Origin of the sequence: Novosphingobium pokkalii (genome assembly GCF_014652855.1) — a bacterium.
Taxonomy (GTDB): domain Bacteria; phylum Pseudomonadota; class Alphaproteobacteria; order Sphingomonadales; family Sphingomonadaceae; genus Novosphingobium; species Novosphingobium pokkalii.
In genome coordinates, this window is sequence record NZ_BMZP01000002.1 from 162,574 (window position 1) to 175,283 (window position 12,710).

The 12,710-nt window shown below is 68.3% G+C and carries 7 protein-coding genes and 1 pseudogene; 5 read left to right on the top strand and 3 right to left on the bottom strand.

The window, feature by feature from the left end:
- Nucleotides 1-14 precede the first annotated feature (14 nt).
- Complete coding sequence (locus IE191_RS02740) at nucleotides 15-4,736, top strand: NAD-glutamate dehydrogenase domain-containing protein (protein ID WP_191322815.1); 4,722 nt, start codon at nucleotides 15-17, stop codon at nucleotides 4,734-4,736.
- 142 nt (nucleotides 4,737-4,878) lie between these two features.
- Nucleotides 4,879-6,120, top strand: coding sequence for an NAD(P)/FAD-dependent oxidoreductase (locus IE191_RS02745; RefSeq protein WP_191322816.1), 1,242 nt, complete (start codon nucleotides 4,879-4,881; stop codon nucleotides 6,118-6,120).
- A 261-nt stretch (nucleotides 6,121-6,381) separates the two neighbouring features.
- Here IE191_RS02745 and ppa read toward each other — a convergent pair whose 3' ends face one another.
- The 3 genes from ppa to IE191_RS02760 all read right to left on the bottom strand — a co-directional run bounded on the left by ppa (nucleotide 6,382) and on the right by IE191_RS02760 (nucleotide 9,737).
- Nucleotides 6,382-6,936 carry an inorganic diphosphatase gene (gene ppa, locus IE191_RS02750; protein ID WP_191322817.1) on the bottom strand — a complete coding sequence of 185 codons (555 nt, stop codon included), beginning with the start codon at nucleotides 6,934-6,936 and terminating at the stop codon, nucleotides 6,382-6,384.
- Nucleotides 6,937-7,056: 120 nt separating this feature from the next.
- The gene (locus IE191_RS02755) at nucleotides 7,057-7,728 is read right to left on the bottom strand and encodes a DUF1345 domain-containing protein (RefSeq protein ID WP_191322988.1); all 672 of its coding nucleotides are present in this window, start codon (nucleotides 7,726-7,728) and stop codon (nucleotides 7,057-7,059) included.
- A complete protein-coding gene (locus IE191_RS02760) occupies nucleotides 7,728-9,737 on the bottom strand; it encodes a M61 family metallopeptidase (RefSeq protein WP_191322818.1) in 2,010 nt (669 codons plus the stop codon). The genes IE191_RS02755 and IE191_RS02760 overlap by 1 nt, the downstream gene beginning before the upstream one ends.
- A 114-nt stretch (nucleotides 9,738-9,851) precedes the next feature.
- Here IE191_RS02760 and hisS point away from each other — a divergent pair, with 114 nt between their 5' ends.
- From hisS to IE191_RS21235, 3 genes and pseudogenes are all read left to right on the top strand, one after another.
- The gene (gene hisS, locus IE191_RS02765; RefSeq protein ID WP_191322819.1) at nucleotides 9,852-11,114 is read left to right on the top strand and encodes a histidine--tRNA ligase; all 1,263 of its coding nucleotides are present in this window, start codon (nucleotides 9,852-9,854) and stop codon (nucleotides 11,112-11,114) included.
- The gene (gene prfA, locus IE191_RS02770) at nucleotides 11,114-12,184 is read left to right on the top strand and encodes a peptide chain release factor 1 (RefSeq protein ID WP_191322820.1); all 1,071 of its coding nucleotides are present in this window, start codon (nucleotides 11,114-11,116) and stop codon (nucleotides 12,182-12,184) included. Before hisS ends, prfA begins: the two co-directional genes overlap by 1 nt.
- Nucleotides 12,177-12,614 (top strand): annotated as a pseudogene (locus IE191_RS21235) (endonuclease domain-containing protein); the annotation flags it as partial. The gene prfA and the pseudogene IE191_RS21235, both read left to right, overlap by 8 nt.
- Between the last annotated feature and the right edge of the window lie 96 nt (nucleotides 12,615-12,710).

Here is a 12,710-nt window from a genome sequence, read left to right on the forward strand (position 1 = left end):
AGGAAGCGAACGCCATGGCGACCACGATTGATCCCAACGCCCCAGTTGCGCCCGAAGCGGGCGGGCCGGATGCCGAGCACCTCGTTTCGGCCCTGGCCGCGCGCCTGGCCGGGGCGCTGCTGCCCGGCGACAAGGCGGACTTTTCCGGGGAGCGGCTGATCGAGGCGGCGCGCTTCACGCTGGCCACCGCCGCGCTGCGCCAGGGGCCGGATGCGGCCGTGGCGATCGAGTCGATGGGCGGCCAGCGCGCGCTGCGCATCGCCGTGATCAACGACGACATGCCGTTCCTGGTCGATTCCATCGCGGCCACGATCACTGCCCAGGGCCTGACGATCGAGCGCCTGCTCCACCCGGTGGTGGCGGTGCGGCGCGATCCGCTGGGTGCGCTGGTCGATCTGCCGGCGGGCGAGGCGATCGGCGAGTTGCGCGAATCGATCATCTACCTCGAAACCGAGCGCGCCGATGCCAAGGCGCGGCGCGAACTGGCCGCCGCGCTGGCCGCGACGCTGGCCGATGTCCACGCCGCCGTGGCCGATTGGCCGCAGATGCAGGGCCTGATGCAGCATGACGCGCGCGCCCTGCCCGACCAGGAAGGCGCCGCCCTGCTGCGCTGGCTGGCCGACGGCATGCTGACGCAACTGGGCCACGTGACCCGCCACCGCGACGGCAGCGTGACCGAAGCGCTGGGCATCTGCCGCGCCACCGACGCGCCGCTGCTGTCCGATGCCTCTTATGCCCGCGCCTTTGCCTGGTTCGACAAGATCGGCACGCGCGGCGAGGAAGCCGTGCGCATTCCCTTGATCGTCAAGGCCAACCGCATTGCCCAGGTCCATCGCCGGGTGCCGCTGGACCTGTTCCTGGTGCCGGTGGTCGAAGGCGGGCAGATCACCGCGCTGTCGGTCCACGCCGGGGTCTGGACCAGCGCGGCGCTGGCCGCCACGCCCGATCGCGTGCCGCGCATGCGCAGCCAGCTTGAAGCGCTGATGTCCAAGCTGGGCTTCGATCCGGCGGGCCACGCCGGCAAGGCGCTGGTCCACGCGCTTACCGCGTTGCCGCACGACCTGCTGATCAGCTTTTCCGATGCCGACCTGGAACGCATCGCCACGACGATGATGGTGCTGGTCGATCGCCCCCGTCCGCGCCTGGCGCTGGTCCGCGCCCCGCTGGAGCGGCACCTCTATGCCTTCGTGTGGCAGCCGCGCGACAGCCAGTCCACCCAGGTGCGCGAGCAGGTCACGCGCCTGCTGGAACAGGCCACCGGCGGCCAGGTGATCGACTGGGCCTTGCAGGTGGAAGGCAGCACGCTGGCGCTCACCCGCTTTGCCATTGACATGCGCGGCGAGGACGACACGCTGACCGACGGTGGCGAGGGGGTGGACGAAGCCGCGCTCGACAGCGCGTTCCAGACCCTGGTGCGCGGCTGGGACGCGGCGGTGGAAGCCGAACTGGCCAAGACCGAGGACGCGACTCGCGCCGCCGCGATTGCCGGGCGCTATGCGCCGGCCTTCCCGGTGGGCTATCGCGCCAGCTATGGCGCGGCAGAAGCCGCCGGTGACATCCGCGTGCTGCGCGCGCTGACCGCCGACGATGCGCCGCGCCGCGCGGTGCGGCTGCATCGCCTGGCCGGCGAATCCGCGCTGCGCCTGAAGCTCTATCAGCGCGAAGGCGCGATCGTGCTGTCAGACGCGGTGCCCGTGCTGGAAAACTTCGGCTTCCGCGCGCTGGAGGAAGTGCCCACCGCGCTCGACCACGGCAAGCTGGGCTTCATCCACGATTTCCTGGTGGCCCACCCCGCCGATACCACGCCCGAGGCGCTGCTGGCGCGCGCCACCGCGATCGAGGAATCGCTCGCCGCCGTGCTCAACGGCGCGGCCGAGGATGATGCCTTCAACCGCCTGATCGTGGCCGTGGGCCTGACCGCGACCGAGGCCAACTGGCTGCGCGCCTGGTATCGCTATCTGCGCCAGGCGGGGATGACTTTCGGCATCGCCACGGTGGTCGATGCACTCAAGAACGCGCCCGATGTGGCGCGCGGCCTGATCGGTGTGTTCCGCGCCCGCCACGATCCCGCCTTCGTGGGCGATCGCAAGCGCGCCGGGGATGCCGCGGCCGAGCAGATCCGCGCCGGCCTGGCGCAAGTGGCGGCGATCAACGACGATCGCCTGCTGCGCAGTTTCCGCGCGCTGGTCGAGGCGATCCTGCGCACCAACGCCTTTGCCCCGGCCGCGGCCGAAGCGCTGGCCTTCAAGATCGATTCCGCGCTGGTCCCCGGCCTGCCCAAGCCGGTGCCGTGGCGCGAGATCTTCGTCTATTCCCCGCGCGTGGAAGGCATCCACCTGCGCGCCGGGCCGGTGGCGCGCGGCGGCCTGCGCTGGTCTGATCGGCGCGACGACTTCCGCACCGAAATCCTCGGCCTGATGAAAGCGCAGCGCGTGAAGAACGCGGTGATCGTGCCGACCGGCGCCAAGGGCGGGTTCTATCCCAAGCAGTTGCCCGATCCGGTGCGCGAGCGCGAGGCCTGGCTGGCCGAGGGCAAGGCCAGCTACCAGGTGTTCATCCGCACGCTGCTGTCGATCACCGACAACATCGTCGATGGCGCCGTGGTCCACCCCGATGCCGTGGTGATCCGCGATGGCGAAGACCCCTATTTCGTGGTCGCCGCCGACAAGGGCACGGCCACTTTCTCCGACGTGGCCAATGCCATCGCCGCCGAACGCGATTTCTGGCTGGACGATGCCTTCGCCAGCGGCGGATCGAAAGGCTATGACCACAAGGCCATGGGCATCACCGCCAAGGGTGCCTGGCTTTCGGTGCAGCGCCACTTCCTGGAACTGGGCGTGGACGTGCAGGCCGATCCGGTGCGCGTGATCGGCGTGGGCGACATGTCGGGCGACGTGTTCGGCAATGGCATGCTGCTGTCGAAATCGCTCAAGATCGTCGCCGCGTTCGACCATCGCCACGTCTTCCTCGATCCCGATCCCGATCCGGCGGCAAGCTGGGACGAACGCGCGCGCCTGTTCGCGCTGCCCCGGTCGAGCTGGGACGATTACGACAAGAGCCTGATCTCGGAAGGTGGCGGGGTGTTCCCGCGCAGCCTCAAGGCCATTCCGCTCAGCCCGCAGGTCCAGGCCATGCTGGGCGTGGCGATCGACGAACTCGATCCCGACACGCTGATCGCGCTGGTCCTCCAGGCGCCGGTGGACCTGCTGTGGTTCGGCGGCATCGGCACGTATGTGAAGGCGTCGAGCGAGGCCAACGTCAATGTCGGCGATCCGGCCAACGATGCTTTCCGCATTTCCGCCAACGAAGTGCGGGCGCGGGTGATCGGCGAAGGCGCCAACCTGGGGATGACCCAGGCCGGACGCATCGAATATGCCCTGCACGGCGGCCGCGTGAACACCGACTTCATCGACAATTCGGCCGGCGTCGATTGTTCGGACAACGAGGTCAACATCAAGATCGCACTGGCCAGCGCCAAGCGCGCCGGGCGCCTGAGCGAGGACGCGCGCGTCGCCCTGCTGTCCAGCATGACCGATGCCGTGGCGCACCTGGTGCTGGAGGACAACCGCCTCCAGGCGCTGGGCCTGTCGATCGCCGAACGCGGCGGGGCGCAGGCCGTGCCGGCGCTGACCCGGCTGATCGACGTGCTGGAGGAAAGCGGCGATCTCGACCGCAAGACCGAAGGCCTCGCTCCGTCTGACGACTATGCCCGCCGCGCCGCCGGCGGCACCGGGCTGACCCGGCCGGAACTGGCCGTGCTGGTCTCGTCCACCAAGCTGGTCTTGCAGCGCGCGCTGGAAGACAGCCCGGTGGTGGACGATCCGGTGCTGGAGGAAGAGCTGCTGGCCGCCTTCCCCGCCGCGATGCGCGAGACGTTTGAAAGCGACATCGTGCACCATCGCCTGCGCCGCGAGATCATCGCGACCAAGCTGGCCAACCGCATCGTCAACCGCCTTGGCCCGGTCCATCCGTTCGAGCTGGCCGAGGAAGAAGGCATGACGCTGGCGCAAGTGGCGGCCGCCTTCGTCGCGGCCGAACGCCTGCTCGGCCTGGCGGAAACCTGGGCCATGCTCGATACTGCCGCCATGCCCGAGGCCCTGCGCCTGTCGCTGTTCGAGCGCACCGCGCAGGCCCTGCGCGGCCATATCGCCGACGTGCTGCGCTCGTGCCACGGCACGCTCAAGCCCGATGCCCTGATCGAGGATCTGTGCGGCGGGGTGGGCCGCCTGTCGCACACCACGGCCGAACTGCTGCGCGGCGAAGCGCAGGCGCAGGCGCGCCGCCTGGGCCAGGAACTGACCGATGCCGGCACCCCGGCCAGCGTGGCGGAGCGGGTGGTCCACCTGTTCGATCTGGATGGCGCGATCGGCCTCGCCCACCTGGCCGACGAGCTGGACGTGGACGCGGTGGTGCTGACCGGCGCCTTTGCCGATCTGGGCGCCCAGCTCGGCATCGACTGGGCGCAGCAGACCGCCGCGCGGATGAACCCCTCCGATCCGTGGGAACGGCTGCTGGTGGCGGGCCTCGCCCGCGATTTCCAGCAGATGCGCATGGAATTCCTGCGCCGCATGGGGGGCAGCAATCCCGATGCCAGCGCGCATCAGTGGCTCAAGGCCAAGGCCGATCCGGTGCGCCAGTTGCGCAGCCTGATCGCCCGTGCCCAGGCCACGGCCACGGTCACCCCGGCGATGCTGGCGCAGATCGCCAGCCAGGCGCGCAGCCTGCTGCTGCGCTGATCGGCGGGCCTGGATGGTAGCGCGGCGCAGCACTGCAACTGCGTCGCAATACCCCGATGAGCAAAAATTATGGCGCGTGCGCGCTTGACGCGCCGCGCCATTTGCCCACAACCCTCCTCCCGCGTGAGAGGAGGAAAGTTCCATGGGTGCATTCGAGGCGGGTTTTGCCGACGCGGTGATCGTCGGCGCAGGGCACGGCGGCGCGCAAGCGGCCATCGCGCTGCGCCAGAACGGCTTTGGCGGCTCGATCCTGGTGATCGGACGCGAGCCCGAACTGCCCTATGAGCGTCCGCCGCTGTCCAAGGAATACCTGGCGCGCGACAAGACGTTCGAGCGGATCATGATCCGCCCGGCCAGCTTCTGGGACGACAAGGGCGTCGAAATGGCGCTGGGCCACGAAGTGGTCGCGGTCGATCCGCAAGCGCGCAGCCTGCGCACCGCCGATGGCGCGACGCTCAGCTATGGCGATCTGATCTGGGCCACCGGCGGCGATGCGCGGCGCCTGTCCTGCGCCGGTCACGACCTGGCCGGGGTTCACGGCGTACGCACCCGTGCCGACGCCGATCGCCTGATGGCCGAGCTGGACGCCGGGGCACGCCGCGCCGTGGTGATCGGCGGCGGCTATATCGGGCTGGAAGCAGCCGCGGTGCTGACCAAGTTCGGCTGCCACGTCACTCTGCTCGAAGCGCTGCCGCGCGTGCTGGCGCGCGTGGCCGGGGAAGCGCTCTCCACCTTCTACCAGGACGAGCACCGCGCCCATGGCGTGGACTTGCGCACCGAGGTTGCGGTCGATTGCCTGGAAGGCGACGGCACCAAGGTGACCGGCGTGCGCCTGGCCGATGGCAGCGTGCTGCCCGCCGACCTGGTGATCGTGGGCATCGGCATCATTCCCCAGGTCGGCCCGCTGCTCGCCGCTGGCGCCGCCGGTGGCAACGGCGTGGACGTGGATGAATTCTGCCGCACCTCGCTGCCCCATGTCTATGCGATCGGCGATTGCGCGGCCCATGCCAACGACTTTGCCGAGGGTGCGGTGATCCGCCTGGAATCGGTACAGAACGCCAATGACCAGGCGACAACGGCGGCCAAGGCGATCTGCGGCGCCCCGGTGCCCTACAAGGCGACACCGTGGTTCTGGTCCAACCAGTATGACCTGCGCCTGCAAACCGTGGGGCTTTCGACCGGCCACGACCTCGCGGTGCTGCGCGGCGATCCCGCCACGCGCAGCTTCTCGGTGGTCTATTGCAAGCAGGGCAGGGTGATCGCGCTCGACTGCGTGAACATGGTCAAGGACTATGTCCAGGGCAAGAAGCTGGTCGAAGCCCGCGCGCCGATCGCGCCCGAGCGGCTGGCCGATGCCACCGTGCCGCTCAAGGACATGCTTTAAGAATCCGGCTCCGCCGGATGTGCGGCACCAGCCCGCTCCCGTCCCGAAGGCACCGAAAACGTCCGAGGGACGTTTTCGCTGAGGGGGCCGACCTCCCATAGGGTACTATCGTTGGGAGGTCGGGACGGGAGCGGGCCGGTGCCGCGCTGAAAATGCGTTTTGGCGCATTTTCCAAACGGGCTGTAAATCCAGGCCACAAAAAGGGGGCCGGAGTCCTGTGACCCCGGCCCCCTTTTTTGAAAGCACCTTGGTAGGAGCGGATTACTCCGCCGCTTCCTTGGCCGCCTTGGCTTCCTTGTAGCGCTCGATCGCTTCCACGGTGATGCGGCGCGCATCGTCGGCGCCACCCCAGGTGCCCACGCGCACCCACTTTTCCTTTTCCAGGTCCTTGTAGTGGGTGAAGAAGTGCTCGATCTGCTTGAGCACGATCTCGGGCAGGTGATCCTTTTCCAGCACTTCGGTGTAGTACGGGAAGGTCGAATCCACCGGCACGCAGACCAGCTTCTCGTCACCGCCCTGTTCGTCTTCCAGGTTCAGCACGGCGATCGGGCGCGCGCGCACCACGCAGCCGGGGATGAACGGCGAGCGGGCGATCACCAGCGCATCGAGCGGGTCACCATCGGGCGAGAGGGTGTGCGGCACGAAGCCGTAGTTGGCGGGATAGCGCATCGGCGTGTGCAGGATGCGATCGACGAACAGCGCGCCCGATTCCTTGTCGAATTCGTACTTCACCGGTTCCCCGCCAACGGGCACTTCGATGACGACGTTGAGGCTTTCGGGCGGATTGTCCCCAGTGGGGATAAGATCGATGCGCATCGGTTCTGTCTTGCCTTGGTTCTGGCCCCTGGGGGCCGGTTGTCGTTCGCAGTGCTGCCGGCTCTAGCGCCCCGGCTTTTGCGCCGCAACAATACTTGTGAACGATTCACCTACCTTTGGTTAACCGGCCCCGAGCGCATTGATCGTGAAAGCGATGACCCCGATGTTGAAAACGAACGCGGCAAACGAATGCAGCGTCACGATCCGGCGGATCCGGCCCGAGCCGATCTCCACGTCCGAGGTCTGGAACGTCATGCCCAAGGTAAAGGAAAAATAGGCGAAATCGAAATAGTCCGGGGTCTGGGTATCGGGAAAGTCCAGCCCGCCGTGATCGAGGCCACTGGCACTGTCGCGGGTATAGTAAAGATGGGCGTAGTGCAGGCCATAGACCGTGTTGGCGAACAGCCAGGTCAGCACCAGCGTGCCGATCAGCCGCACTTTCGCGAGCGAATCACCATGGGCCGCGCGGGGCAGCTCGCCGGCGATGGCGGCCATCACCACGGCGGTCAGCACCGTGGTGATGCACAGCACCAGCACGCGGTTGGCATCGTTGTCCACCGCGCTCTGCCGCATCGTGTCGGCATCGGCGCAGCGTGCCAGCGGCACCAGCGAGAGCAGGAAGGCAAGCGCTGCGAAATCGAAGCCCATGGCCAGCGAATCCGCCAGCTCGGCGCCTTTTTCGGTCAGCGGATGCCACACCCACCAGCCCCCGGTGCCGCCCACCAGCAGCACCAGGAACAGCAGGAAGCGGGGCGGGGCCAGGCGGCCCAGATGCAGCCCGGCCCGCGCCATCACTTGGCCGACTTGCCGGCTTTGCCCGCCTTGGCGGCATGCGGGGCGAGCAGCTTGTCGAGGCCGGTGGGCGCCGTGCCGGGCGCGGCGCGCACCAGCCAGGGCCAGCGCAGCCCGTCGGCATAGGTGATCGGCAGCGTGACGAAGCGATCGTCGCGCTTGACCAGCAGCTCGATCGGGCGGCCCGCGCCGGGGTTGCCGGTCTTGGCATTGGTGATCGCGGCCTTGAGCTTGTCGGCGTCATAGGCGTCGCCGTTCACCGCCACCACCTGCATGCCCGAAACCAGCCCGGCCTTGAACGCCGGCCCGTCCCAGCGCGAGGCGGTGACCTTGCCGTCCTTGTCCAGCGTCACGCCCAGCGAATTGAACAAGTTGAGATACTTGCCATCGGCCATCCGCGCCTTGTCATAGGGGTTGGGCTCGTCCTTGAATTCCAGCTTGTAGCCGCCGCGCTCGATCCCGCCGAGCGGCACCGGCTGGCCCGGCGTCTGCAGCCGGGTCTTGAGGAAGCTCGCCCAGTCATAGGGATAGACGCCGTTCAGCGTCTTGACCACGTCGTCGAATTCATAGGTCAGCACGCCCCAGTCGCCATCGCGCACGCCGAAGAAAGCCTTGGCGAAATCATCCAGCCCCTTCTTGCCGCCAGTGCCGTCGCGGATGATCTGGTCGGCTTCCAGCCACACCAGCGCGCCTTCGGTGTAATAGTCCTCGCCACGGGTGAGCGAGGCGAAGGGCTTGGGCCTGCGCGCGGCGAAGATGGGATCCATCGTGGTGTCTTCCACCGAGCGCCAGTCGCGGCCCGCCATCTGGCTGAACGTGCCAGCATAGTTCGCCAGGCTGCCCAGCACCATGTCCTTGCTCTGCACGCCCGAGCGCGCGGCCAGGACCAGGCCCCAGAACTGCGTCTGCCCTTCATAGACCCACAGCAGGTTGTCCTGCATCGGCTGGCGATAGTCGGGCGTCCACAGCTTGGCCGAGCGGCGATACTTGCCGTCCCAGCTATGGCTGAATTCGTGGGCGATCACGTTGCGGTCCCAGTCATAGCCGGCCCAGTCGGTCAGGCTCTTGGGCTCCTGCTGGTTCTCGCTGGAGCGGTGATGCTCCAGCCCGATGCCGCCCATGCGGTCGGTCAGCGCGAGCAGGAAATCGTAGTGATCGAAATGGCGCGCACCGAACGCGCCCACGGCCTCGTCGGCCAGGTTGCGATAGGCCTGGAGGTTTTCCGGCTTGATCGCCAGCAGTTCGGGCTTGTCGGCCACCAGATCGAGGTAGACGTCATGGCCCAGATCGTGCCGCGCGGTGTAGAGGCCGGCAAAGATCGGCGAATCGACCAGGGTTTCATAGTCGGTTTCGGCCCAGGTCACGGTGTTGCCGCTGCCGCTCTGGGTCTTGCCGTCCAGCGCGGTGAACACCGTCCAGCCTTGCGGGAACGTCACCGTCGGGCGCACCTTGATCTGGCGCACATAATGCCCGGCGGGATAGAGGCTCATCTTCTCCCATTGCAGGTTGAGCATTTCGCGGGTGACGGTGATGCGGCCTTCGCTGTCGCGCAGCGGCGAGGTGTGGACGAAGCGGGCGACGACTTCGCTGGTGCCGGCGGGCAGGGTGATGTGAAACGCATTCACTTCCACCGGATCGCGCGTCCAGGCGAGCTTCTGGCCCTTGGCCTCGAACGTGATGCCGGCCAGCGCGGCCACCGGGCCACGATTGCCGTGCTCGCCCGGCAGCCAGGCCGGCAATTGCAGGATCAGTTCCTTGGCATCGGCCGCGACGGGCACCGTCTCCACCACGCGGAACGCGCCGGTGGCAAGGTCGGTCGCGTCGATCTGCAAGCCGATCGTGCCCGGATAGGGCACGTCCTGGGCATCGGGCACGCCGGGCGTGATCGGCACGGCCATCGGGCGGCTGTTGCCGGCCGGCTGCACTTGCGCCAGCGCGGGCTGGGCCAGAGCAAGGGTGGAAAGCGAGAGGGCGGAGAGGAGGCCGATGCCTGGGGGGGTCTTGCGCATGGCGCCTGTCATGCCGTGATAAAGTCTCATTCGCAACGGCCAGTTGGGCACGGAATACGCCAATATGCGGCATATGCTTTCCCCGCGCGCGGAAAGCCGCTATCCGCGCGCGCCATGAGCAAGCAAGGTATCGCAACACCGCAGGCCATCCGTGGCACCCAGGACATCTTCGGCGCCGAGGCGGAAGCCTTCGGCCATGTCGTCGAGACGTTCGAGCGCGTGCGCAAGCTCTACCGCTTTCGCCGCGTGGAAATGCCGGTCTTTGAAAAGACCACGGTGTTCTCCCGCTCGCTGGGCGAAACCACCGACGTGGTATCGAAGGAAATGTATTCGTTCGAGGATCGCGGCGGCGAATCGCTGACGCTGCGCCCCGAATTCACCGCCGGCCTCGCCCGCGCCTATCTGACCAATGGCTGGCAGCAGCACGCCCCGCTCAAGATCGCGACGCACGGGCCCCTGTTCCGCTATGAGCGCCCGCAAAAGGGCCGCTACCGCCAGTTCCACCAGATCGACGCCGAAGTGATCGGCGCGGCCGAACCGCAGGCCGACGTGGAACTGCTGGTCATGGCCGACCAGTTGCTGCGCGAGCTGGGCATTGCCGATGGCGTGACGCTCAATCTCAACACCCTGGGCGATGCCGCCAGCCGCGAAGCCTGGCGCGCCGCGCTGATCGAATACTTCCGCGCCCACAAAGCCGAGCTTTCCGAAGATTCGCAGGACCGGCTGGAGCGCAACCCGCTGCGCATCCTCGATTCCAAGGATCCGCGCGACAAGGTGTTCACCGCCGACGCGCCGATGATCGACGAGTTCCTGAGCGCCGAAGCACAGGACTTCTTCGCCACAGTCACCGCCGGCCTTGATGCGGCCGGCGTGGCCTGGGTGCGCGCGCCAGCGCTGGTGCGCGGCCTAGACTATTACCGCCACACCGCGTTCGAGTTCATCACCGACCGGCTGGGCGCGCAGGGCACCGTGCTGGGCGGCGGGCGCTATGATGGGCTGCTGGAGGCGCTGGGTGGCCCGGCCACCCCGGCGGTGGGCTGGGCCGCAGGGATCGAGCGGCTGGCCATGCTGGTGGCCGACGCGCGCACGATTGCCGAACCCGCGGCCGACGTGGCGATCGTGCCGATGGGCGCGGCGGCGGAAGCGGCGTGCCTCGGCCTCGCCGCCACGCTGCGTCGCGGCGGGCTGACCGTGGACATGGGCTATCGCGGCAACATGAAGAAGCGGATGAGCCGCGCCAACGAAAGCGGCGCGCGCTTTGCCCTGATCGTGGGCGACGAGGAACTGGCCGCCGGTGAAGCCACGGTCAAGAACCTGGTCACCGGCACGCAGGAACGCCTGCCCCTGCACGCGATCCCCGCCCACATCGCCGCCTGATGGCCGTTTCCGACGCTCGCCTCGCGCAGATCGCGGCGCGCTTTGCCGAACTGGAAGCGCGCCTGGCTTCGGGCACGCTCGAAGGCGAAGGCTTCGTCGCGGCCAGCCGCGACTATGCCGAGCTGGAGCCGGTGGCCCGCGCTGCCCGCGCAGTGCAGACCATGCGCGCCGAGCTGGCGAGCCTTGCCGCGCTGGACGAGCCGGACGCGGAGATGCGCGCGCTGGCGGACGAGGAAATGCAGGCCCTGCGCGGCCAGTTGCCCGAAGCCGAGCGCGCATTGGCCATCGCCATGCTGCCGCGCGATTCGGCCGACGTGCGCCCGGCCATGCTGGAAATCCGCGCCGGCACCGGCGGCGACGAAGCCGCGCTGTTCGCCGCCGATCTGTTCCGCATGTACGAACGCTTTGCCGCCGAGCAGGGCTGGAAAGTGGACGTGATCAGCGCCAATGCCAGCGAACTGGGCGGGCTCAAGGAAGTGATCGCCCATGTCGCGGGCCAGGGTGTGTTTGCCCGGCTCAAGTTCGAAAGCGGGGTGCACCGCGTGCAGCGCGTGCCCGTGACCGAAAGCGGCGGGCGCATCCACACCAGCGCCGCCACGGTCGCCGTGCTGCCCGAAGCCGACGAAGTGGACGTGGCGATCGAGGACAAGGACCTCAAGATCGACATCTACCGCGCCAGCGGCGCCGGCGGCCAGCACGTCAACACCACGGATTCGGCCGTGCGGATCACCCACCTGCCCACCGGCCTGGTGGTGACCCAGCAGGACGAGCGCAGCCAGCACAAGAACCGCGCCAAGGCGATGCAGGTCTTGCGCACCCGGCTCTACGACTTGCGCCGCGAACAGGCCCAGGGCGCCGAAGCCGAAGCCCGCCGCGCGCTGGTCGGCTCGGGTGACCGCTCCGAACGCATCCGCACCTACAACTTCCCGCAAGGGCGCGTGACCGACCATCGCATCAACCTGACCCTGCACCGCCTGCCCGAAGTGCTCGCCGGGCCGGGCCTTGCCGAACTGATCGACGCGCTGACCGCCGAAGACCAGGCCAAGCGCCTGGCCGCGATGGATGACTGAGCGGGCGTCGCGCCAGGGGCCTCACCACCCCCCGACCCCCTCCTCTGAAGAGGAGGGGGGGAATGATGGCGCTGGAACTCCCCCTCCTCTTCAGAGGAGGGGGTCGGGGGGTGGTGGAAGCCCAGCGCAAACTCTGCGCAACTATGCCAGAACCATGCCCCGCGCCCCGACCGAGCCGGAACACCGCCTGTGGCAGGCCCTGCGCGCGGGCCAGACCGGCCTGAAATTCCGCCGCCAGGCTGCGGTGGAGCAGCGCATCCTCGATTTCCTGTGCCCGGCCAAAGGGCTGGCGATCGAGATCGACGGCGTGACCCATGATGCCCGCGTGGACGAACGCCGCGATGCAGCGCTACTGCGCGACCATGGGCTGACCACGCTGCGCTTCACCAACGAAGAGGTGATGGGCAATCTGGAGGGCGTTTTGACGCGGATTGTCGAGGTGGCCGAGGGATTGGCGGATCGCTGGCCGGGGCGGCGCAAGGCTTCCCACCACCCCCCGCCCCCCTCCTCTGAAGAGGAGGGGGAG